At 44.1% G+C, this 24,418-nt stretch carries 18 protein-coding genes; 6 read left to right on the forward strand and 12 right to left on the reverse strand.

Annotation, left to right across the window (positions count from 1 at the left end; translation table 11 throughout):
- Positions 1–111 precede the first annotated feature (111 nt).
- On the forward strand, positions 112–1,023 hold the full coding sequence (locus tag F6J94_RS05580) for an alpha/beta fold hydrolase (RefSeq protein WP_293037855.1): 912 nt from the start codon (positions 112–114) through the stop codon (positions 1,021–1,023).
- A gap of 18 nt (positions 1,024–1,041) precedes the next feature.
- Here F6J94_RS05580 and F6J94_RS05585 read toward each other — a convergent pair whose 3' ends face one another.
- Positions 1,042–1,383, reverse strand: coding sequence for a BON domain-containing protein (locus F6J94_RS05585; RefSeq protein WP_075901075.1), 342 nt, complete (start codon positions 1,381–1,383; stop codon positions 1,042–1,044).
- Between the two features lie 626 nt (positions 1,384–2,009).
- Between F6J94_RS05585 and ilvN the strand changes: the two genes are divergently transcribed.
- On the forward strand, positions 2,010–2,528 hold the full coding sequence (ilvN, locus tag F6J94_RS05590) for an acetolactate synthase small subunit (RefSeq protein WP_293037858.1): 519 nt from the start codon (positions 2,010–2,012) through the stop codon (positions 2,526–2,528).
- A gap of 18 nt (positions 2,529–2,546) precedes the next feature.
- Here ilvN and F6J94_RS05595 read toward each other — a convergent pair whose 3' ends face one another.
- From F6J94_RS05595 to dnaK, 10 genes are all read right to left on the reverse strand, one after another.
- Positions 2,547–4,163 (reverse strand): ATP-binding protein, encoded by a 1,617-nt coding sequence (locus tag F6J94_RS05595; protein ID WP_293037861.1) that lies wholly within the window; start codon positions 4,161–4,163, stop codon positions 2,547–2,549.
- A gap of 203 nt (positions 4,164–4,366) precedes the next feature.
- The gene (locus F6J94_RS05600; protein ID WP_075901081.1) at positions 4,367–5,320 is read right to left on the reverse strand and encodes a lysylphosphatidylglycerol synthase transmembrane domain-containing protein; all 954 of its coding nucleotides are present in this window, start codon (positions 5,318–5,320) and stop codon (positions 4,367–4,369) included.
- A gap of 102 nt (positions 5,321–5,422) precedes the next feature.
- Positions 5,423–5,872 carry a helix-turn-helix domain-containing protein gene (locus F6J94_RS05605; protein ID WP_293037864.1) on the reverse strand — a complete coding sequence of 150 codons (450 nt, stop codon included), beginning with the start codon at positions 5,870–5,872 and terminating at the stop codon, positions 5,423–5,425.
- Between the two features lie 182 nt (positions 5,873–6,054).
- Entirely contained in the window at positions 6,055–7,647 is a 1,593-nt protein-coding gene (locus F6J94_RS05610) for a hypothetical protein (RefSeq protein WP_293037867.1), read from the reverse strand.
- Positions 7,648–7,774: 127 nt separating this feature from the next.
- Positions 7,775–8,821 (reverse strand): glycosyltransferase family 2 protein, encoded by a 1,047-nt coding sequence (locus tag F6J94_RS05615; protein WP_293023494.1) that lies wholly within the window; start codon positions 8,819–8,821, stop codon positions 7,775–7,777.
- Between the two features lie 121 nt (positions 8,822–8,942).
- Complete coding sequence (locus F6J94_RS05620) at positions 8,943–9,065, reverse strand: hypothetical protein (protein WP_293037870.1); 123 nt, start codon at positions 9,063–9,065, stop codon at positions 8,943–8,945.
- A 500-nt stretch (positions 9,066–9,565) separates the two neighbouring features.
- The gene (locus F6J94_RS05625; RefSeq protein ID WP_293037873.1) at positions 9,566–10,177 is read right to left on the reverse strand and encodes a hypothetical protein; all 612 of its coding nucleotides are present in this window, start codon (positions 10,175–10,177) and stop codon (positions 9,566–9,568) included.
- Between the two features lie 1,299 nt (positions 10,178–11,476).
- Positions 11,477–12,727, reverse strand: a complete 1,251-nt coding sequence (locus F6J94_RS05630; protein ID WP_293037876.1) for a transposase — start codon at positions 12,725–12,727, stop codon at positions 11,477–11,479.
- Positions 12,728–12,957: 230 nt separating this feature from the next.
- Entirely contained in the window at positions 12,958–14,001 is a 1,044-nt protein-coding gene (locus F6J94_RS05635; protein WP_293037879.1) for a J domain-containing protein, read from the reverse strand.
- 227 nt (positions 14,002–14,228) lie between these two features.
- Positions 14,229–16,250: a molecular chaperone DnaK gene (dnaK, locus tag F6J94_RS05640; protein ID WP_293037892.1), complete on the reverse strand. Its 2,022-nt coding sequence runs from the start codon at positions 16,248–16,250 to the stop codon at positions 14,229–14,231.
- Positions 16,251–16,668: 418 nt separating this feature from the next.
- Between dnaK and F6J94_RS05645 the strand changes: the two genes are divergently transcribed.
- From F6J94_RS05645 to F6J94_RS05660, 4 genes are all read left to right on the forward strand, one after another.
- Complete coding sequence (locus tag F6J94_RS05645; RefSeq protein ID WP_293023500.1) at positions 16,669–17,652, forward strand: alpha-ketoacid dehydrogenase subunit beta; 984 nt, start codon at positions 16,669–16,671, stop codon at positions 17,650–17,652.
- Positions 17,653–17,918: 266 nt separating this feature from the next.
- A complete protein-coding gene (gene secD, locus F6J94_RS05650) occupies positions 17,919–19,310 on the forward strand; it encodes a protein translocase subunit SecD (protein WP_293023503.1) in 1,392 nt (463 codons plus the stop codon).
- Positions 19,311–19,672: 362 nt separating this feature from the next.
- Positions 19,673–20,674: a protein translocase subunit SecF gene (secF, locus tag F6J94_RS05655; RefSeq protein WP_293037882.1), complete on the forward strand. Its 1,002-nt coding sequence runs from the start codon at positions 19,673–19,675 to the stop codon at positions 20,672–20,674.
- Positions 20,675–20,700: 26 nt separating this feature from the next.
- A complete protein-coding gene (locus tag F6J94_RS05660) occupies positions 20,701–21,105 on the forward strand; it encodes a hypothetical protein (RefSeq protein ID WP_293023509.1) in 405 nt (134 codons plus the stop codon).
- Between the two features lies 1 nt (position 21,106).
- Here F6J94_RS05660 and F6J94_RS05665 read toward each other — a convergent pair whose 3' ends face one another.
- On the reverse strand, positions 21,107–23,878 hold the full coding sequence (locus F6J94_RS05665) for a hypothetical protein (protein ID WP_293037885.1): 2,772 nt from the start codon (positions 23,876–23,878) through the stop codon (positions 21,107–21,109).
- Between the last annotated feature and the right edge of the window lie 540 nt (positions 23,879–24,418).

Consider the following 24,418-nt stretch of genomic DNA (forward strand, 5'->3'; position numbering starts at 1 on the left):
CACGTAGGAAACTAAGGCCGATGGAATAGTTATAACTTACTCCTTTGCCTGATAGGGAAGGCATAATGGACTCAAGAAGCTTTGTAAATATTTTTGAAGTTGAGGCAGGTTGTGACCAAATCTTTGCATTGGCAGCAACGAGTTGGTAGTCAAAGGGATTGGGTCTGGCGGGGTTGGCCGATCCGTTATACCTATTTTCGCCCACCCCAACCCCTAACTGTCCAGCCGACAACACCAGTTATTCTGCTTCATGGGTTTGGTGCTTCGGTCGGGCATTGGCGTAATAACCTAGACGTAATCGGTCAACATCATACCGTTTATGCTTTAGATCTGCTGGGTTTTGGGGCATCCCGGAAAGCTGCGGTTGACTACACCATTGACCTTTGGGTAGCTCAGGTTTATGAATTTTGGCAAACATTTATCCAAAAACCCGTAGTGTTAGTAGGTAACTCCATTGGTTCCCTAGTTGGTCTAGGAGCAGCAGCGACCCATCCAGAGATGGTTAAAGGTCTGGTGATGATTAATTTACCAGATTTCCAAGCCCGAGAAGAAGCCATTCCTAGTTGGCTCGGACCGATAGTCTCAACAGTTGAGAATCTAGTGGCATCACCAGTGCTACTCAAAGCCCTATTTTACGTAGTACGACGTCCAACGGTTGTTCGTAAGTGGGCAGGGTTAGCTTATGCTAATCCAGAGGCAGTTACAGATGATTTAGTAGAAATTCTGAGTGTACCTGCCACCGATCCCGGAGCTGCGGCAACCTTTAGTAGACTTTTGAGAGGGATGACCGCTCCTAACTTTAGTCTACCGGTCAAATCCCTATTACCTACATTAGATATTCCTATGCTATTGATGTGGGGACTAAAAGACCGAATGATTCCCCCCATCTTAGCTCACAAGTTTGTTAAACTCAATCCTAATTTAGAGCTATTGGAGTTAGATCATGCTGGTCACTGTCCCCACGATGAATGTCCGGAACAGGTGAATCTGATCCTGTTAGAGTGGCTGGGAGCTAAGGTTTGATTATCCCCACAATTGGTATTAGCCGACGCTCACTTGATCAGTGTCAACCTCCGTGCAACCATCTACACCTGAGGCAACATCAACCATCTTATCTAGAACCTCCTGGCTAGCTACTTCTCCTTTCAGCACAACTTTACCGCCAGTTTGAGCAACCCAGAGCCTCTCCTCGTCATCCAGGTCGTTGTCTTGGTCAAAAGCCCAAACAACTCGCTTGGCAAGGCCGCTTTGGTCGTATTCTCCATTTAACCCCAGTCGTTCTGGGGGAATGTCATCTCCTGCTGGTGCATCTTCTGAAGGGGTACTAGCTGCGGCAGCTTCCTCTGGGCTTCCAAATCCAAAAAGTCGTTGTAACCAACCCATAAATATTGTGTTTCACTCCAATCAGTTTTTATCGATTTTTATGTTACCGAGGAATTTGGCAATTAGCTGCCTAGTTTCAGAAAAAATATATCTTTAGATACAGCACACTGTTACTAGAGTTCTTGGTTACTCAAAACCTGGATAAAATGGTAGTTGGTTTACCGTTGACCGTTGACGCTTAGCTTCAAAAAACTTAACAGTTAACCGTTGCTCATCCCTTATCCCCCCTTAAAAAAGGGTTAGTAAACAGCTAGAGAAAATGTCGCAGAGTCTCCCAAAAACTCTTATTATTTGTTAGAATTAAATTATGGTAACACCGACAGGGATTATTATGTAACTTAAATTAAAGCCGAAAACCAAGGGTTTAATAGTTGCGCTCTCTATCCCGGTGGAACCAGCTTTTTTGACATTTTTATGGCGCTCGCGGGATATTCCGTCAGAGAAGCGCGGAGATACCCCCTGGATGTGAAAGCATCTTGCATTGGCGGGCAAAAGTCTATCTTGGTAGACTTTGGTAGCTAAAAAGTATCGGGCTAGTCAACACTTAACCACTCAACAGTCTCACCAATAAATCACGTTGATAGCAATTTAGGCAGCACACGCCCCCACCACTCCCAAGTCAAACTATGAAACATACCCTTTCCGTTTTAGTTGAAGATGAAGCCGGTGTTCTAACTCGCATTGCTGGTTTATTTGCCCGTAGAGGCTTCAATATCGAAAGTCTTGCCGTTGGACCAACTGAGCAGGTTGGTATATCTCGAATTACGATGGTAGTACCTGGAGATGACAGCAGCATTGAGCAGCTGACTAAGCAACTCTATAAGCTAATTAATGTCCTCAAAGTACAGGATATTACCACAATTCCCTGTGTCGAAAGGGAGTTGATGCTGCTAAAGGTTAACACTACTAGTTCCACCCGCTCCGAGATTATTGAATTAGCCCACGTGTTTCGTGCCCATGTTGTAGATACATCTGAGGAGTCACTAACTCTAGAAGTTGTGGGAGACCCAGGTAAAATGGTAGCACTGACCCAAATGCTGAATAAGTTTGGTATCCGCGAAATTGCCCGGACTGGCAAAATCGCCCTAACCCGAGAATCGGGAGTCAATACTGAATATCTCAAGTCTTTGGAGGCAAAAGTTTAATTAGTCATTAGTCATTAGTCATTGGTCGTTAGTCATTGGTGATTGGTTCGTCTCTTTTGCCTGCAAGCCTTTATGATATGAACCTACAGGAATTGCGATCGCAAATTCTGTTCCCTTACCGGGATTAGAGGTACATAGGATTTGACCGCCATGCTGTTCAACAACGATTTTCCGGCAGATATCTAGCCCTAAGCCAGTTCCCTTGTCGATTGATTTGGTGGTGAAGAATGGTTCAAATATCTTCTGTTTAACCTCTTCTGTCATTCCCGGACCATTATCGATGATTCTGATCACGACCTGTCCACCAGAACTGTCCCCAAGATCACCATTGCTGCCTATAAATTCTGTCCGAATGGTGATATTAGGCAGTGCTGGTGTCTTTTGATTTACACCTTGCGGGGAATCAGAAGACTGAGGGGAAACTCGAACCTTAAACCTGTCTACCTGAACAGGTGAAGAACCTCTAACAAAGAACCTATTAACCTGTGCCTCTTCTAGAGCATCAATGGCATTGCACAGCAGGTTCATCAACACTTGGTTGATTGGACCAGAGTAGCACTCCACTAAAGGGAGTTTTCCATAGTCCTTGGTCACGGTAATCCCGGGATTGTTTCCTTTGGGCTTTAAGCGATTATGGAGGATAGTCAGAGTACTATCAATCCCTTGATGAATATTCACGCGCTGCTTTTCATCGGTCTGCTGTCGGGAAAAGTGGCGCACTGACTGCACAATCTGTTGCAAGCGTTCTGCACCTAATCCCATGGATGATAGGGCTTTGGGAAAATCTTGGATTAGGAAATCTAGGTCAATTGCATCGGCGTACTGTTGAATTTCGGCTACAGGCTGGGGATAGTGTTTGACATATAATCCCAACAGTCTTAATAAATCTTCGCTATAGTCCCTTGCTGGAGTCACATTTCCACAGATAAAGTTAAGTGGATTGTTGATTTCGTGAACAACACCAGCGCATAACTGTCCTAAGGTGGACATTGTTTCACTTTGCTTTAACTGCTCTTGAGCCAGTTGCAGCTTCTTTAAGACATTCTCCAGTTCCTGGCTTTGGGCTTCTAATTTTGCTTGTGCTGCTTGTAAAGCTGCTTCAGTTAATTTTTGTTTAGTAATATCTTTTACAAAACCTTCGTAGTATAGAATGTAACCAGTAGCATCACGCACTGCCCAAGCACTTTCGCAAATCCACATTAGGGTGCCGTCTTGGCGATAGACCTGGGATTCAAAATCCTCTACCAAACCCCTCAAGTGCAGTAGGTCAAGGAATTGATAGCGTCGCTGGGGATCTTTGTGAAGGTACTCCCCAACACCAGTTACATGACTGAGGAATTGGTTAGGTGATTCATAGCCATATAGTCTAGCTAGTGATGGGTTGCAGGCTATATAGTAACCATCAGGGGTAATTTTAAAGATACCATCAGTGGAGTTTTCAAATAGAGACCGATATCTCTGTTGGACTGCTAAGAGAGATTTTTCCACTCTTTTACGGTCAATTATTGGCTCAGCTAGTGTCTGATTGGTAGGTTGCCAACTAGTTTTCCACTTGGTGAAGTTTTTATGAACCGTTGGATTAGGTTTGACCCGCTTGCCAGAGCTAGGGGGTAAAGTTCTGCGACTGATTAACATAGATTGTTGCCTCACCTTTTTCCCTCACGACCATGACTATTGAGCATTTTAGCTGCCTGTTGAAGGATGGGTTTCCGCTACAGACTATAGTATTTGCTGTTGGGGAATTGTGCCATCCCTGAGCGGTTGTTTAAAAAAATATTAACTAAACTGCTCCGAATTTAAATAAATTTAACATACATCTCCCCTTGACAACAGTCAAATTAAGAAGGTTTTTTTCCCAAGTTACGCACTGTAGTCAAATATTGTCCTAGAAAGGGTAATCCACCAATGGCGGGAAGTAGGTAGCGGGAAGTACACAGCAACCCTAAGGCGGCAGCTGTAGCAGCCGGAAAATAGGGTTGGTAGAAGAAAATTAGCGCAGCGTCACGGGTGCCAACCCCCGCAAAGGTTAGTGGTAACAATCCCGCTAGAATGGCTAGGGGGGAGAGAGCGAGATTGGTTAAAAAGGGTGTCCAGGCGTTGAGGGCGAGGATAAATAACCAAATTTGCAATAAGTGTAAGAACCAGATAAAAATTGAAGTTAGGGTAATTTTGAATAACTGCTTGGGGTCATGCCAGAAGTAGCCGTGCATTTCCCCCCAAGAAGTTTGCATTTTTTCTAGCTTTGAGCGGAATTTTTTGGGTGCAATTTTTTTTGTCAGCAAGAAAAATAAATGGGCAAATTTGCGGGAGCTTAGCAGGAAAAGCCCTAGAATTAACCCGAAAATTATCCCAGCGGTCATCAGCCAAAAGAAGTCATTTTTGCCCGGATATAGTAATAAACCAAAGACACACCATAGCAGTAGAGACAGCATGTCACAAGCTTTTTCGAAAATCACGATGGCTAACGACAAGCTCCCAGCTAAATTACCCCGCTGCTTCATAAAGTAGGCTTTAGCAATATCTCCCATTTTGGAGGGCAAGACCATATTCAGGGTACTGGCAGCTAAAATCAGGCGATTGGCTTCCCAAAATCGGAGTTGGGAACCCGTCGGCATTAGTTGTTGCAGTCGCCAAGCCGTAAACAGGGTGATCGGAATCACCATGCCCAGACTAATCGCCATCCACATGCGATCGCATTCTTTAAATACAGCGATCAGTTCGGGAAAGTCAATTTTGGTATAAATTACCCCTAGGATGATTAGGCTGATGGCAATGGAGATTAGTCGTTTCATGGATTAGCAGCAAAAGGCAAAAGGCAAAAGGCAACCGGCAACGGTCAACCTTCAATCTACCCTAGGGGAACGCCAAAGGCGAACAACCTTCAACATCTGATGCTAACTAAAAACTTTGGTGAGAATTTCAACAGCGGGGTCAACTTCTAGCCACACCGTAGCCCCACAATGCTTAGGACAATTGGGTTGATAAACTAAGCGAGATGGGCCTTTGATTTCTACATAATGACCGTAGGTGTTGCGGTTGCCTTGTTTGACGGTCAAAACAGGCTTGTAAGTATCGTATTTTCTATTCTCCTTAATAATTTGCTGGTTGACGTGGATGTAAGTCGCCACCTTTTGAGCAACTTTTTTCCAGGTTCCTTTTGGTCCACGCTTACCAGGAATGACTCTGGGCATGCCGTTAAATAGGGGAATTTGCCAAAATCTGCCAACTTTTTGAGCGCCTTTAATTCTGCCGCTTTTCAGGAGTTGGCGAACTCGTTGGACACAAACACCTAACAGATAAGCTGCTTGAGTGGTTCCAATTGTAGTTATCTGTTGTGCTGCCATGTCTTTGCCTTTTAGTATAGCGCTATTGTTTTTTCATGATTTTAATATAACACAGATTTTTAAATAGCGCTAGTGTTTTGCAAAAATATGTTACATAACTTAATATCATGTTGTTTATATAGTGTTATAAGTTTGAGTTTAGAGTGGAAAGTAAAGTACTAGATCGTTGAGGTAATCTGATCTCAAAAACGCTGCTCGAACTTCAACCATTCATAATCATCCAAGGTTTGCACCTCATCACTTAGGTCAACCCAGGCTTGTAATTGTCCTGCTTGAAAAGTACGACTCATGACCACATAAATCGATGTCTGGTCCCCACCAATGCCGACACTTTGTACCGATTTCCAAGACTTAGCTTGTAACTCATCAATTACTAACCATCGCTCACCTTGCCAATAAAAATATCGGCGAAAGCAGAAGGGAGCGTCTTTTTTACCAGTAATTAATAATTTCTGCAATAATTTCCGAATTAAATTGGGAAAGAACCGTCCTATCGTTAACATCACTCCCCGCAGAATTAGTAAATTCATTGGAGTCATTTGCTTCTGTTTCGCCCATCCCAAGTTTCCCTCAATCAGAATTTCATCTTCACTGACTTTAACTTGATAGTCATCAATCAGATGACCAACAGCATTTTTAAATTTACCTCTTTCTTGTACTAATATAGAAAAATGGGTATCTGAAGCAATTAATTGATTGTCTCGAAATATCTTAAAAACGCCTCCTTTATTCAAAGCTAAATAAAGTTCTGTACCTCGACGGCGGTCAATTAGGATGTTGGCGTCTTTCAACCATACGCGACCACTGCGACGGGGAGTTGGTTTGGGTCGGTTGCTGACAAAATCCCGCCAAGATAGGAGATAATTCCATGTATGGTGACCAATAATGTGATCATCGGCGTAACAGGGACCAAGACCATTAGCTAATCCCACCAAAAAGCGGTCATTAATCTCTAGGGCTTCTGGAAACCAGCGTCCTACTAATTCAAAGCCATGGGGAAAAAAGTTGTAAGTGTTACGGCTAGTGTATTCTCCACCATAGGAACCATCGGGATGGATGAATTGTGCGGCTAATTCGACAGCTTTGATCAGAGCTTCTTTTAGGCGTGGGTCTAGTCTCAACAGATAAATCCTGGCTAGACAGGAAATCGTTAAGGTGTGGTAGCCTGGGTCGCAGCCTTCGTATTCTATAAACCAGCCTTCGGGACTTTGCCAGGATAATACTTGCTCTAGCCTTTGCGATCGCGCTCTATCCCATTGATTGGTATGCAAGAGTTCCGATAGCAGGTCTAAACATAAGACAATCAAGGCTTGGTGGTTGCTCAGCTGTCCACTTTCCATGTGATGGGCTAGCCAATCTGCTCGTTTTTCAAAGAATTGTAAGGCAATGGGGTTATGGAGTCCCATGGCTTTGTAACTTTCGATGCTAGCCAATAAGGAAAAGGCGGCGGCTCCAGCAGCACGCTCATAGGGGAAATAATCATCACAGGAGCCATCGGGATGGGAACTGGATGCAGCAAAAAGTATCCCTGCTTCGACCCAATCGAGAATTACTGGTTGCTGGTAGAACGGGTTATCTGGCAAGTGGGTATGATAGGCTAGTGCTAGGGGCCAGACAAATTCCTGTGCCATCCCACTAGGAAAATCAATTATTTTATAGTGCCAGAAATTACGGTCGAAGCACCCGTAAGTGGGGCTGTGGGGATTTCGGTCTAGGAGGGTAAGGATTTTAGGGATTTGGTTTAGGGCGTGACGGGCGAATAGGTCTCTGGTCATTATTTACTGCTGAGTGCGTTAGTCCGAGAGTCCGAGAGTGATTAATTCTTTTCAGCCAAAAGTAGTCTTAAGAGCTTCCCACTATAACAAGTAGTCTTAAGAGCTTCCAACTATAACAATGGGAGTGTCAACGATTCAAGAAACTATTGACAAATTCTTCTCCTTCTCCCCCCTCATCACGGTTTTCCCGCTGTTGATGATTTCCGGTTGATGGCAAATGGGGAGTGTGATTGGAGTCAACTTCCAATCGACGTAGTCGTAGTTGGATGTCTTCTAGAAGTTGACGATTGACTGCCATTAGGTCTGCCACTAAACCAAATATCCACAGTTGAAAGCCCATTAGAATCAGAATAGCAGCTAAAACTAGGCTGGGTACGTGAGCTTTGGGAGTACCAGCGAAGTATAGGATTAACCAACGAATCCCCAGTAAGGTTCCTAGGGTAAATGGAATTGTCCCCAAGGTGATAAAGAATCTCAGGGGATTGTAGGTCATGGAGATTCGCAGGATAGTTATTAGCGATCGCTTAACATAGGCACTGATACTCTTGACTAGACGGGACGGGCGTAAATAGCGATTGGTGCGGATTGGTACAGACGTAATAGCGATGCCTTTTTGTCCAGCTTGAATAATAGTTTCTAGGGTGTAAGTGTATTCATTAAAGACATTTAGCTTTAAGGCGGCTTCTCGGCTAAAGGCTCGGAATCCACTGGGAGCATCAATGATATTAGTATTGCTAGCAATTCGGACTACCCAACTACCGAATTTTTGTAGACACTTTTTAATAGGGGAGAAGTGCTTAATCTTCTGAATCGGTCGCGCCCCGATCACTATTTCGGCTCGACCTGATATAATAGGTTGTATGAGTTTGGGAATGTCATCAGCGCAGTACTGATTATCCGCATCGGTATTGACAATAATGTCCGCATCTGCTTTCAAGCAAGCTTCGATTCCTGCCATGAAAGCTTTGGCTAGTCCCTGATTGTGTTTAAAATTGACAATGTGGTCTACGCCATAGGAGCGGGCTACGTCTACGGTGCGGTCTGTACTGCCATCATTGATAATTAGCCACTCAACGGTATCTACACCCCTCAGTTGACGGGGAAGCACCGAAAGGGTAATCCCTAGGCTGTTTTCTTCGTTGTAGCAGGGGATTTGAATAATTAGTTTCGTCATCGATGGTGACGGGTTTTGCTTCAAGAATGGGAAAAACTCCGGTGCCTTTGATTATCGCAGACCCAGGCAAAAGAGTTTTGGTTTCTTGATTATGGTAGGTTATTGAGGATTATACCAGTTGTTAATGGAGAGTCAAGGGAGTAGGGAGTAGGGAGTAGGGAGTCGGGAGTCGGGAGTCGGGAGTCGGGAGTCGGGAGTCGGGAGTCGGGAGTCGGGAGTCGGGAGTCGGGAGTCGGGGAAGCAAAAGTTGTGTTTTTTACATATTTGTGATCATAAAGCAAATTAGAGCAATTTAATATAGCGCTATAGTTAACTAAAAATTATGCGATCGCAGAACTGCTGATGATAGTTTTACCACTATCGAATTTTGTGCTATCGATTGGTTTAATGGAAATTACGCGATTGGCCTACGGCCACGCTACGCGAACGAATTGCTAATCATGACTTGAGCAAAGCACAAATTTTGCGAAGCACGAATTTATGCGATTGGCCTACGGCCACGCTATGCGATCGCAAAACTGCTGATATGAGGGGGGTATGACAACCGGATTTAGTTTAATTATTAAAGTCGCCACGGGTCGCACCTAAAAGATACATGCTGTTTTGGACGGGACCTTAGACGTAGTTATAAGGGCTTGAGCTTCCATAAAATCATTCGTAGGGTCAATTTGGGAGTTTATCTTCCCTAAGATCATTGGCATCAAAGCCTTATCTAGTAAGCTTTTCAGGGCTCATGTCACCCCCTCAGATAATTTCTCCTATCCACTCTAAGAAACCCACAAGAGAATCCATAACTTCAGGAGTGACTTCACCAGCATCTTCTAGTAATTCAATTGTCTCATCTCGGACTTCTCCTATTTCAGAAAAATTTTCAATAGTGACTTCACCTGTCTCATGTAGGACTTCAGATCCTATGTTAGTAAAATTTTCAATAAAATTATTTGCATTGGCTAATAAATCCCTTAGATAATACTCTAAAGTTTTTAGATTATCGTGTTCCATACTAAACATATCATTATTATTTTCAAAAACAATTTTTAGTGAAATTGTCATTATTTTATTATAACGTTTAGCCATAGATAAACCAATTTTTCGAAATTTTTGGCGTAACTTATTATCAAGATTACTTACACTTTTTTTAAACTCATCATTCTTACTTACATCCACAACTGTATTAGCAATTTCAGGCTCTTCCAGGAGTCTAGCGACAACTCTTGCAATAAGTTTAGGATTACCATTAAAATTTTTGATTATATTCTTCAATTCTGGAGAATTTTGCATTATATCTCCTATTACAATAGTTCCTGCAATACCTAAACCTGCGGCCTCAGTCAAAGTTTGATCTTTGTTCAACATGTTTTTGTTTGTATGGTTCTTCAGTACCTGGTATGCTAAATTTCCAGTTAAGAAACTTATAAAGCTTACTGTATAAGGATTTTTAGGCTATTCAACTAACAAAATTTTCCTTTATACGGCCTCTGACCCCAGATCCGCTGTTCCCAGATCCGCTGTTCCCTCTTACATACTGTTTATTTAGCATAACAAGTACGGAAGAGCCGTTTGTATAAGCATTTAGAGACCGCTGCCACGTGAATACATCCATAATTCAACCTACCTATTTATAGTCCTTAATTACATATCTGCTTAATTTAGAATTTTTATGCTAAGCAGGTACACAAAATTAATTATAGCGGTTTTTAGCCTAATGAGGTACACAGGATTTTTTACCTGTCCCATCAAACCAGGTAATCTGTACCTCACCAAATTTAAAACCGCTATACACATTTACAAAAAACTCAAACCATTACAATGTAAGGGTTGCAGAGATTGCGAGTAGGTAATTAATTATGGGATCGGTGCTTATAATTTCAAGCCTAAGGGGGTGACAACATAGCTAGAATGTCACCAATATATTCAAGGGTGGGTTTGATTTAGTTTCGTACTTCTGTTAGGGCTGCTTGGCCTAGAGAACAGGGTAAACGCATCTAATTTTTTTATTTCTACATATAGTGTTTATTGAATTGCATGAAAACTATATATATAAAGTCTATTCTCAATAAGCACAATAAGACCGGGTTTATTGAGAAATACCCCCGGTTACCCAACAAGATGCGCTTACCCTGCTACTTATCGGGTTTTACTATAGCGCTAGTTTTAATAAAAATTATCCAATTGCAATTGCATAACTGATCAGAGTTTTAGCCCTATCGAATTGTACTAAGCCCGCTATACTCAATTCATTATTAAGCGATCGCATTGCTAATCATTATTTGAGCGCTATCAGATTTTACACTACTATATTATTATGTGATCCCATTGTTTCTAATGAGTTTCCTAAATATCCGCGTTTACTAAGACCGCTAGAATTACTCCCAATTAAGGGATCACAGGGTGCATCTCAATCCATGCTGTTTAACACGGTTGGTGGAATGGGCATCTTGCCCGTTACAATCGGACGGACTGTTCCAAACTGGCTACCGCGAAAATCAGGGCTAGTCCATCCCTAACGCACCCTACAGAACATTTTCAAACAAAATAATAACGCCTTTTTCGGGCATCAATTATTATTAAATAATCATGGGAGTTGTCAACAATAAACACTCATCTTTGCTTCAGGCTTAAATAAGTGACATACTCCCGACGCCGAATCTTTGATTACGGCGCGGGCTTCTTAACCTCACGATTAAGAGTTTCTGCGTAGCACTTATCTAGGTACAAAACCCCCGACAGTACGCTATCAGCAGACAGTTTCCTTTCCCCAATTGTCCTTGGGTACTTATTGATTCCACGATTACGCATTACTTCGGCTGAAGCGACATCTCTATGGTTGGAATACCCGCATTCATCACAGGTATGCCAACGGATTGAGAGGTTATTATCCCACTCGGTTCCACATTCAGGACATTGCTTTGATGTCCCTTTATGGTCAACTTCTGCGAAAAACTTTCCTCGTTTCCAACATACCCATTTCAATAATTCTCTGAACTGACCAAAGCCAGCATCAAGAGAATGCTTACCCAGAAAGCCCTTTGCCATTACTCTGTAATCAATGTCTTCTACAAAAATTGAATCAGCCTGGTCACAGAGTTGATGTGCAACTTTAAGGTGAAAATCTTTACGGGTATTACCAATTTGGTGATGTAACCGTGCTACCTTGATTTGTGCTTTTTCGTAATTCTTAGACCGTTTCTTTTTTCGAGATGCTCTACGTTGCAGCAATTTCAGCTCGCGTTGTAGGTCTATGAAAAACCTCGGTCTAGGAATCGTTAAATTATCTGATGTAGCTAGGAAATCAATCAACCCGACATCTACTCCGATTGCTCGTCCAAAAGCCTGGTTTTCCGGAACAGAAACATCAGCTTGAATGGTGATAACAACAAACCATTTTGTTCCTCGACATCTTGATACAACTCGTACAGTCTTGATTTGAAATCCTTCAGGGATTTCTCGATGTAATCTCAGATCTACAAGCCCAATCTTGGGTAGTTTGATTTGATCCCCCTTAATTGGATTAGTCGCAAACTGAGGAAACAAAAACGATTGATAGCGACCGTACTTTTTAAATCGTGGAAAACCTTTTCCTCTTTGTCTGAACGACTCCCAAGAAGTATGTAATCGCTTAATGACATCTTGAGTGACTTGAGAGTGAACTTCTTTCAAGTCAGATTCAGTCTTTTTCCATTGCGTTAACTGTCGCTTCTGTGACCTGTATCCGGGGAATGGAATGTCAGGCGACATGATATATTCCCTATTAAGCGAGCACCGATCAACTGCACACTTCCGACTATTCATCCAGTCCTTTAAGTCTCCCAGGCAACGGTTATAAAGTCGTCGGCAAGTTTCTAGCCAACTCAACATTAATTCCTGTTGAGCTGTATCTGGATAAATTCGATAAGTGTAGTTCATGATTAGTGCCATCAAAATATCTTAACACAAACCAGGTGAATGATAACTGTTAATTTACATAAACCCTGTCCCGGCTATCATCCCGACACCAAATCAAAGATTATGGTGCGGGGCTTCTCGCCGGGGTAGCTAAATAATTCATCGGTTGTTTTTCCCAGACTTATTCAGCAAGCCCTACCTAGGCATCGACTCTAACCATACTTGTGGATGCTTGGATGTCAGCCTTTTTCCTAGACCGGTAAATCCTGGCGAGGATTAAAATTATCAATCTGCCGTAGTTTTTCGTAGAGTTCTCTGACCTCCTGAGTGGCTTCGGTTGGCACAACAATCTGAATTTCTACTACCTGATCCCCTCGCACCCCTTCTTGATTGGGATAACCCTTATTTGCCAAGCGCAATTTTTGTCCTGACCTCACGCCACTAGGAACATTAATTTGCACTATACCATCCAAGGTTGGAACTTCTATTAAGTCACCTAATACTGCTTCAGCAGGTGTTACTGGTACTACACAAATGACATCAAATTCCTCTAATTTAAAGAAGGGATGAGGTGACACAGTGATTTTTAAATTTAAACATCCACCATCAATACCTTGACCTTGGAGCCGGATCAGGGCACCGGTTACCATCCCAGGAGGTAGCTCAACTTCTAAAGCCCGTCCATCTTCTAGGCGAATTCGCTCTCGACCCCCTTTATAGGCTTTTTCCAAAGGTAGGGTTAATCGAGCGTCAATATCTTGAGGTTGAGGTTTGGGATAAGGTTGAGGCTGAGGCGGGGATTTCGGTTGAGGTCTCAGACGAGAACTAACAGTGTAGGCTGTTTTAGTTTTCCCTGGTCGAAACGCACTGTCGGAACTTACCCGAGTCCCTGGAGGTGGGGTTGATGTTGCTTTTCTAGTAGAGCGGCGTCCGAGTAGTTGATCAACGAAGGTGTTAAAGTCCCGGTAATTGCCATAATCCTCTGCTTGGTATGAACCACGACCATTGCCGTTCCAGCCTACATTTTTAATCAAACTAGCCGCTTTAGCCGCTTTTCTACCAAAATTCTTCTGCCAATATCGACTAAATTGGTCGTACTGCGATCGCCTATTCGGGTCAGAGAGAACTTCATATGCCTCACCAATATCCTTGAACTTGTCTTCTGCTGTCTTATCTCCAGGATTCAGGTCAGGGTGATACTGTCGAGCTAACCGCCGATAAGCCTTTTTAATTTCCTCGCTGGATGCCTCTGTGGGTACACCCAACATTTCATAGTAATCTCGATAGTTTTGCATAGTCATTGGTCTTAGTCATTGGTCATTAGTCCATTGTCAGTGTCTTAATGCATTCCCTCATCGGGGAAACCCCCGTATTAAGGGGCTGCATCGCTTTTTTGATCTATTCTTGATTAATGGTCAATTGTCAGTATTTTTTGAAGCGAAGAGCCCAGTTTGCTTTTACCTAAACACTAATTGCTAATTAGTTGTGGCTACTGACTACTGACAACTAACTATTGACTAATTTAGAACCAATCATCATCCTCATCCCAATCATTTTCAAGGGGATTTCTGCGATAGCGATCGCGACTGGATCTCGATGAACTAGCCCCATAGGAGTCATAGGAGTCCCCCCCCCGGCGGTAATCCCGTTGAGAATATCTGTCTGTGTCACTATCTCCGGTAAAGGTGCGACGAATTGAGCCAAAGAAGTCATCATCCTCTTCTTCCTCATATTGCAGCCGTACCTCTCGCTTGAGCTCATAGAGGGCATCTTGTAGATCACCTTGAGCCCGATCAATAGCCCGGTCATCATTTTGGGCAACGGATTGACGCATCTCCTGAATTAAGCCTTCAATCTGACGCCGATAACCACTAGCAAACTGTCTACCAAAATCTAGGGCTACCTCCCTCAGTTGCCGTTCCGCTTCATTAGCCAAACTTTCTGCCCGATTGCGCTTTTCTACTCGTTCCCTTCGTTCCCGGTCAACCTGGGCGTATTCTTCTGCCTCACGAATCATTTTGTTGACTTCCGCCTCACTCAGGGTAGAAGCCCCTTGAATGGTAATGCTTTGTTCTCGACCAGTAGTTTTATCCAGTGCCAATACCTGCAAAATCCCATTGGCATCAATATCAAAAGCCACCTGAATTTGGGGCACTCCCCGTGGTGCTGGGGGAATACCAGTCAACTTAAACCGACCCAAGGACTTATTATCTGTTGCCATATCCCGTTCCCCTTGCAGCACATGGATTTCCACCAAAGTCTGATTATTTTGGGAGGTGGAAAAAATATCAGACCGCCGGACTGGGATAGTCGTGTTGCGAGGGATTAATTTTTTCATCACCCCACCAATAGTTTCCAAACCCAAGGACAACGGGGTTACATCCAGCAATAGGATATCTTTGACTTCACTGTTGAGAATTCCTCCTTGAATTGCAGCTCCTACTGCCACTACCTCATCAGGATTAACGTTTTGATTTGGTGCCCGATCGATTAAGCTGCGCACCAATTGTTGTACCATAGGGGTGCGGGTCCCCCCTCCTACCAAGATCACTTCATCGATTTCCATAGGAGTTAAGCCAGCATCTTTGAAAGCTCGTTTTAGGGGTCTGCGCAAACGACTAACTAGATCCACACATAGCTCTTCAAACTGGGAGCGCTTCAGCCTAGTTTCTAGGTGTTTTGGACCATCTTCTGTAGCTGTGATAAAGGGCAAATTAATATCAGTTACACCCACCCCAGACAGCTCGATCTTGGCTTTTTCTGCAGCTTCAGTCAGCCGTTGTAGGGCTTGGCGATCGCGTCGCAGATCAATTCCTTCTGATTCCAAAAATTGCTCTGCCAACCAGTCAACAATTTTTCGATCAAAATCATTGCCCCCCAGTTGAGTATCACCACTGGTGGATAGGACTTCACACACCCCATCCCCCACCTCTAGGATAGAGACATCAAAGGTACCCCCACCCAAATCAAATACTAGGATTGTTTGACTTGCCTCGAGATCCAAGCCATAAGCCAAAGACGCTGCTGTTGGTTCATTAAGAATCCGCAGAACCTCTAACCCAGCAATTCGTCCAGCATCTCGTGTGGCTTGCCGTTGAGAATCATTAAAGTAAGCCGGGACTGTTATTACTGTCCCTGTTACCTCCTCTCCCAGGTAGCGGCTGGCCTCATCCGCCAACTTCCGCAGAATCATCGCAGAAATTTCCTCTGGGGCGAAGTCTTTTTTCAAGCGGGGGCACTTAATTCTCACATTACCACTTTCATCCCGACGAATAGTATAAGCAACCCGCTTCGACTCTGGATTCAGTTCAGCATACTTACGTCCAATATACCGCTTCACCCCATAGAAAGTATTTTGGGGATTAAGCACAGCTTGGCGGCGTGCCAATTGTCCTACAACCCTTTCCCCATCCTTACTAAAGCCAACCATTGACGGAGTTGTGCGCATACCTTCCGCATTAGCAATTACCACCGGCTTACCGCCTTCGATGACAGCCACCACGGAGTTTGTTGTACCCAGGTCAATGCCGACTACCTTGCCCATGCGTCCTTTATTCTCCTCAAGATGAATGCTGTCAACTCGTTCAATGAATTTCAACTACTATATATATAGATGATATTTTGATTAAAATTGTATATAGCCAGTGGTTCGGTTTTCCGAAGCGTAGTCACCCTAGACCCCTGACGGTTGCAGTTATGGTAAGGGATGCCCCGAAGCCCTGAATCTATTTTATCCCTTGACTTCTTCTCCAATGGAGCAGAATTTTAAAGTAAGCATCGTATCATAATAAAGATTATGTTAGCAAACTCGAACATCGGGTTAAGTAGTAGATTCAATACTATTGATTAGCGCTACCACAGCTCAATCTGCCCGACTTACCTGAGGGAAACTTCCCTGTGCATAATCATTCGAGGGCTCTGGCAATGCTAGGATCACAGTAGCCCCCTATATTGAATTATTAATGGCAGAAACACTATTCTTTAATGCTCTGCGTGAAGCCATAGACGAAGAAATGGCACGGGATGAGACAGTATTTGTAATCGGTGAAGATGTTGGTCACTACGGTGGTTCCTACAAAGTTACCAAAGATCTGTGTAAAAAATACGGTGACTTGCGGCTTCTGGATACCCCCATTGCCGAAAATAGCTTTACTGGTCTAGCTGTGGGTGCAGCAATGACAGGTTTACGACCAATTGTCGAAGGCATGAATATGGGGTTTTTACTCCTGGCATTCAACCAAATTTCCAACAATGCTGGGATGCTGCGCTATACCTCTGGTGGTAATTTTAAAATCCCAATGGTGGTTAGAGGCCCTGGTGGTGTCGGACGTCAGTTAGGGGCCGAGCACTCCCAGCGTCTAGAAGCCTACTTTCAGGCAGTTCCCGGTCTCAAAATCGTTGCTTGCTCCACCCCCTACAATGGGAAAGGGTTGCTGAAATCTGCCATTCGAGATGATAACCCAGTACTGTTCTTTGAACACGTCCTGCTTTACAATCTCAAAGAAAATCTGCCAGAACAGGAGTACTTGGTACCCCTTGATAAAGCTGAAGTTGTACGCTCCGGTAAAGATGTTACCATTCTCACCTACTCCCGGATGCGTTACCACGCCATGCAAGCGGCTAAGCAGCTGGAAAAAGAGGGGTATGATCCTGAGGTGATTGACCTGATTTCCCTAAAGCCTCTAGACTTTGAAACCATTGGTGCTTCACTGGCCAAAACCCACCGAGTCATTATTGTAGAAGAGTGCATGAAAACCGGTGGCATTGGGGCAGAATTAACAGCATCGATTAATGAGCGCTGGTTTGATGAACTCGATGCACCAGTGCTTCGGCTTTCATCTCAAGATATTCCCACTCCCTACAACGGGACTCTGGAAAATCTCACCATTGTCCAACCCGATCAGATTGTCGAGGGTGTGAAAAAGATGATGGCTTTGCGGATTTAACTTAAAGCTTGGCAAATAAAGCTTAGGCATTAGCCATGCAGGGGGCGTTGCTGATTGGTAGATGCTGGAGGTTAAAAAGATTCCAATTGGTGACTAACTATACTAAGTAACCAATCGATGGAATACTTAAACCTCCAGCCTTGAGAGTTCAGAGTTCAGACTTTAGACTTTAGACTTTAGACTTTAGACTTCAGACTTCAGACTTTCTCAGTTACTACACTCGCCAAAACAGATTATCATAGCATTTGTTGCGGCGGGTCGTAGTCATGCAAAAACAGCGTTCACTATTAGCCTTAATCCTAGTACTTGTAATTACAGCAATCATAGTACTGGTGCAAATTCCGATCCGGTTAGGACTGGACTTGCAGGGAGGGGCTCAACTTACAATTCAGATTAACACTACCGAAGAGATTACGGAAATCACGGCTGAGCAATTAGCCGCAGTTAAAACGGTTATAGAAGGCCGAGTCAATGCCCTAGGGGTTTCTGAGTCGGTAGTGCAAACCGTTGGCAAAGACCAGCTTTTGGTACAGCTACCTGGTGTCAATGACCCGCAACAAGCGGAACGGGTACTAGGGGGAACAGCACAGCTGGATTTTTTGAATCAAAAGATTGGTACAGAAGCACAGCTGCGGGTTGAACAGCAAGTGCTACAAGAACAACAATTCAACCAAGAGGTATTACGCAACAGTGGTGATGGAGATGCGATCGCAGAAAATCAAGCTGCTATCAATCGTAGTAACCAAGCCATCCTTGAACTATTTGAAAGTACTGGTCTGACTGGCAAAAACCTCAAAGATGCTCGTCCCCAACCTCTTCAAAGTGGTAGTGCTTGGGAAGTAGCTATCCGATTTGATAGTGAGGGAGCTCAAAAGTTTGCTGAGCTGACCAAGAACATTGCCGGTACAGGACGCAGCATTGGTATTTTCCTCGACAATTTACTAATTAGTGCTCCGAGTGTGGCAGCGCAATATGCTGAAAATGGCATCAGTGGTGGTGCAGCAGTGATTACGGGTAACTTTGATGCCGAAAGTGCCTATGAATTTGCTGCCCAGCTGCGGGGAGGTTCCTTGCCTTTGCCAGTGGAAATCGTGGAGAATCGCACCGTAGGGGCAACCTTAGGACGAGATAGTATTCAACGTAGTATCTATGCTGCTGTAGTGGGTCTGATTTTAGTATTAATCTTTATGGTGGTCTATTACCGACTCCCTGGCATCATTGCTGATATTGCTCTGAGTATCTACGCTTTACTTACCATCGCAGCATTTGCCCTACTAGATGTTACCTTAACCCTACCCGGAATTGCTGGTTTTATCCTTAGTATCGGTATGGCAGTTGATGCCAATGTGCTGATTTTTGAGCGGACACGGGAAGAATTACGTGCTGGTAAGACCTTGTATCGCTCAGTGGAGTCCGGGTTTTACCGAGCATTTTCTAGTATTGTAGATGCAACTGTGACCACATTAATCGCTTGTGCAGTACTGTTTTGGCTAGGCTCAGGTCTAGTCAAAGGCTTTGCCGTCACCCTAGGCATTGGGGTAGGAATCAGTATGTTTACCGCCCTTACCTGTAGTCGCACGCTGATGCTCGTGACAGTTTTAGGACTTCCAGGGGTACGTCAGAAACCAGAACTCTTCTGCCCTAATTTACCAACCTAATAGTTTAGAAATTAGCAACTAGGAAGTAGGAACTAGGAAGTAGAAACTAGGAAGTAGGAAGTGTAATTCAAGGGTTTGGATAAAGCGTTTATTTGACCATGATCCGGTTTAACTAAAAAACCTATTTCATCCTTCATCCTAGTTGTAGATAAAGTGGTGAATAGAGTTGTGGATAAAGTGTTTAGTTGACCATGATCAGTTTCCATCAACAAACCCATTTCATAATTCATCATTCATAATTCCTAGGTTATAGCAATCCTAAATTAAATTAATTGTGATAATTTTGTTCCCTACTCCCTACTCCCTACTCCCTACTCCCTACTCCCTTTGCTATATCAGGATTTACTAATAAAAAAGTCAATATGAAACTTAATGTAATTAAAACGCGATCGCTTTGGTGGAGCATCTCAACCGCCCTGATTACCGTCGGTATCATTGCCATGGTGATTTCTTTTCTCCAACTAGGAGCCCCTTTACGGTTAGGTCTGGATTTCGTTGGTGGTACCCGCGTACAGCTAGAGAGAGACTGTACTCAACCTGGAAACTGCGACCAACCCATTGATGTGGCTATGGTACGGGAGGTGATGACAGTACAAGGTCTTGGCAATAGCAGTATCCAAATTCTAGGGGAAGAAAAACAAGCCCTAACAATTCGGACTAAAACATTAGATGTTGAACAACGCACCCAGTTGCAAACTGCCCTAACCGAGCGTCTTGGTGTTTTCAATCCCAAATCTACTCAGATTGACACCGTTGGTCCGACCTTGGGCAGACAACTGTTTGTTTCTGGCTTAATCGCTTTGTTTATGGCCTTTGTGGGCATCTTTGTCTACCTCACCTTCCGATTCGAATTTGACTATGGCCTATTCGCTTTCGTTGCCCTGTTCCACGATGTCTTAATCGCCATTGGTCTTTTCTCTATCCTAGGTTTGGTGCTAGGGGTAGAAGTCGATACCTTGTTTGTGGTTGCCCTATTGACAATTATTGGTTTTTCGGTTAATGATACTGTGGTGATTTACGATCGGGTGCGAGAAGTAATTAAACTCAAGCCAGGTCAACATATCAATCAAATTGTAGAGGATGCTGTTAATCAAACCTTAACCCGTTCCATCAATACCACCTTAACTACCTTGCTACCCCTGTTAGGAATCTTGCTGTTCGGGGGAGAAACCCTAAAATTCTTTGCCTTAGCACTGATTATTGGTTTTATAGCAGGGTCTTACTCCAGTATTTTTATTGCCAGTACCCTCTTAGCTTGGTGGAGAGAGCGCACTGGTAAAGCTCAGTCTGTAGTAGAGGTTCCGGTTAATCCCGAAAAGGAGGGGAATTCAGTGATTGAAGCAGAATTTTCTGATGAAGTTTAGTTCTAATTTTCAATAGTTTTCTGATTATGGAGCAGCCAGGTAGCCAAAGAAGAAAAATTACCCTTGACCCCATCTTTAAGGCCAGGGTAAAACGATTACATCAAATAACTGTTTATGGTAGGTGGGTTTTCGTAGGCATCCTCTGGATAACTGTTGCTCCATTAAGCCTGTGGGGTTGGCACTATGAAATTTCCCTGATGCGATCGCATTTTACCTGGGCAGCACTCCGGTATAGTATTATCTACAACCATGTGCCTGCAATAGGTCTGGCTATCTGTATTGGCACAACCTTAGCCGTCTTAGTTTGGCAAAGTCGCAATATTTTATTTGGATTACCACCCTTAGAACAGAAACGCCTGGAGCAACAAGTACAGAGGATTTGTCAGCAAGGACCAACACACCCACTCTGGAAGTGGGTGTGCGGCTCTTGAATTAAACGACTATATCCTCCTCAACAATAAAATCTTCCGCTGTGAGCTGACTCGCGGATACCCCGAACACCTGTGCTAAGACTTCGCCATTGGCAGTAATAGTAGTCGCCCCACCGCTACCAGCAATTGCCAGCTGAGCAAAGGTCAGATCTCCACCTAACTTGAACATATCGATTCCATCTTCAAAACCAAACACAGTATCTGTTCCCTCACCAGGGTTCAAGACATAGGTGTCAATACCGCCTTCGCCAGATAAGATATCATTCCCTAATCCGCCTTCTAAGATATCATCACTGTTACCACCAAACAGCGAGTCATTACCCTCACCACCGATCAAGGTGTCTGAGTTTTCTCCCCCAGACAAGTTATCATTACCAGCTCCACCATCGAGGAAGTCGCCATTAGTCCCACCATCAAGGACGTCATCACCGTCACCACCGAGTAGGGTGTCTGAGTTATCTCCTCCAACCAGGCTATCATTACCAGCTCCACCGTCGAGGGAGTCATTGCCTGAGCTCCCTTCTAGGGTATCGTTGCCATTACCCCCAAGCAAGGTATCATCCTGGAAAGTACCAATCACCGTCGAGTCATTATCTTGGATGGTAATCAGAGTAGCTACCTCACTGACGTTGTTGAAAGCTAAACCATCATCAACCACAAACTGGATAATGCGACCAGAGGCATCAGTCACACCAGATGTGTTTTCATACTCTAGGGTGTTGAGGACTTGCTGGTAATTTTGGATGGTATCTTCCCCACTTAAGGTAAGCATACCACTGTTGGCATCGAAGTTAACCGCTATCGAGGTATCAGTGTTGTCAACACTCAGCAGTTCCTGTGTGGGATTCAGAAGATTAGCAATTGTTACTGTTGCGCCAACCAGAGTGGTGTTATTAGCATCACTCAGAGTCAATTTGTTATCTGGGAACAGTGCCAGCTGATTACCGGTAAATGTGATAGTAGCATCAATGCCGTCGGTATCTGGAGCTGGGGCAGCTGCAATAGCTGGGGCAGCTGCAATAATTGGCTCGGTCGTGGTATCAGTCGTGGTATCAGTCGTGGTATCAGTCGTGGTATCAGTCGTGGTATCAGTCGTGGTATCAGTCGTGGTATCAGTCGTGGTATCAGTCGTGGTATCAGTCGTGGTATCAGTCGTGGTATCAGTCGTGGTATCTGTGACCGATACACCATTGAGGTCTATCACTGGAGCATGATTACCGAATAGGACATAGCTATTCCCTGGGGTGTTGCCATTGTCTCCACTAAGTTCAAGACCAGGTGCGCCGATAATTAGGTCATCAATGCTATCACTATTAACGTCTTTTGCTCCACTTACTGAGAAGCCTAGGGAGTCGCTACCTTCGATAACTAAGCCATTTTCCCCGTCTAGGGTAGAAAGGTCTACACTGCCAGTAGCTCCCAACTCTTCACTGCCGAACAGCACATAAACTTTACCTGCACCTTCAGCTCCAATCGCAACATCAGCAAACCCATCATAGTTGAGATCCCCAGCATAACTAACTGACGAGCCCAGGAGACCCTCTGCTTCAATCCCTGTGATAGCAAAGCCATTGGTACCGTTGAGGCTTGCAAGGTCTAAGTTCCCTGTACCAGCAACATCTGTGCCGCCAAAGATTACGTAAGCCTGGCCAACATCAGTCTGGTCACCAGCGTCAACAAAGGGAGCCCCAATGATTAAGTCACTAACACCATCACCATTGACATCCCCAGCATCACTCACGGACCAGCCTGCCCTGTCACCGAGATCAGAGCTGGAACCTTCATCAATACCATTAATGACGAAGCCAGTTTTGGGCTCGGAGGAGGGTATCGATGAGAGGTCTAGAGTTCCAGTGGCACCCAGACCTGAACCACCGAAGACTACATAAGTCTTACCAGCAGAACTGTTGTCAGTCCGAGCATCATTACTACCAGGAGCACCGATAGCGAAGTCTTTGATGCCATCACCATTGATATCCCCAGCACTACTGACTGAGAAACCTGCCAAGTTTCCGGCAACACCACTGGTGAGGAGGAAGCCATTAGTGCCGTCCAGAGTGGAGAGGTCTAGGCTACCGCTAGTACCTACTGTATCCCCAAATACCACATAAGCCTTGCCAGGATAAACAGGCTTAGAAGAAATAGGCAACGAGGCATTAGGCAAAAAGGCATCAGGAGCACCAATTAAGAGGTCATCTTTACCATCGCCGTTAACGTCCCCTAAATTGCTGATGGAATGACCAGAAAATAATGCATCATCGACGCCATTGATAGCGAAGCCATTGGTACCGTTTAGAGCTGAGAGATCTACGCTACCAGTAGAGCCGACAGTGGAATCGCCAAATATTACATAGCTCACGCCATTCTTGTTGTCGGGACCAGCACCAGGAGCACTTACCAGTAGGTCATTCGTACCATCACCATTGATATCTCCACCACTGCTAACCGAGAAGCCTAAGAATTCATTTGAATTAAGACCCTTAATAACGAAACCGTTAGTACCGTCTAGCTTATCAGTACCGTCTTCGTTTTTGAGTGCGATGCTACCGCTAGCACCTACATCTGGACCACCGAACACCACATAGCTTGTACCTGAAAAAAGGCCATTGGGATCAGCTCCTGGGGCTCCGATAATCAGGTCAAGATTGCCATCACCGTTGATATCTCCGGCGCTGCTCACTGAGTAGCCGGAGCGGTCACCTAATGTAACACCATTAATAGAGAACCCAATTCTGCCGTTAAGGTTTGAGATATTGAATAGTTGATTTGACATAGTTAAGTTGGTAGATGTATATATCCTTTCGATTTGCCATCATCTCAGTTAATCCTAGTGATTGGGACTAGGATTGTGATAAATTAATCAAAATTTTACGTAATTCTGAGGCAGTCTAGGGGAAATCTTTATATGTTGATGGGAAATAATTAATTACTTTAAAATATCTACTACGCCGTTTGAGGTATTAAGTCAGTCAATATAATTAGAATTTATGGAATTTTCATTGTTGGTAGGTAATTGGTGTTGCCGAAAATTCCGCTAATCAAGGGATAACCTTCCTAGACAATCCACCACTCAAGCTTCTTGGTTTTGTTCAAATATTTATGCACTAAATAAAATTAGTTATGTAAAGATTTGGCAAAACCGCCAATTTGGCCCGACACTATTATTGAATTGTGCTATTCACCTGTGTTTGTTTACACCTAATTTCTCCATCTCCCCATCTCCCCATCTCCCCATCTCCCCATCTCCCCATCTCCCCATCTCCCCACCTCCCCATCTCCCCACCTCCCCACCTCCCCATCTCCCCATCCCCCC

This window comes from Moorena sp. SIO1F2, assembly GCF_010672755.1.
Taxonomy (GTDB): domain Bacteria; phylum Cyanobacteriota; class Cyanobacteriia; order Cyanobacteriales; family Coleofasciculaceae; genus Moorena.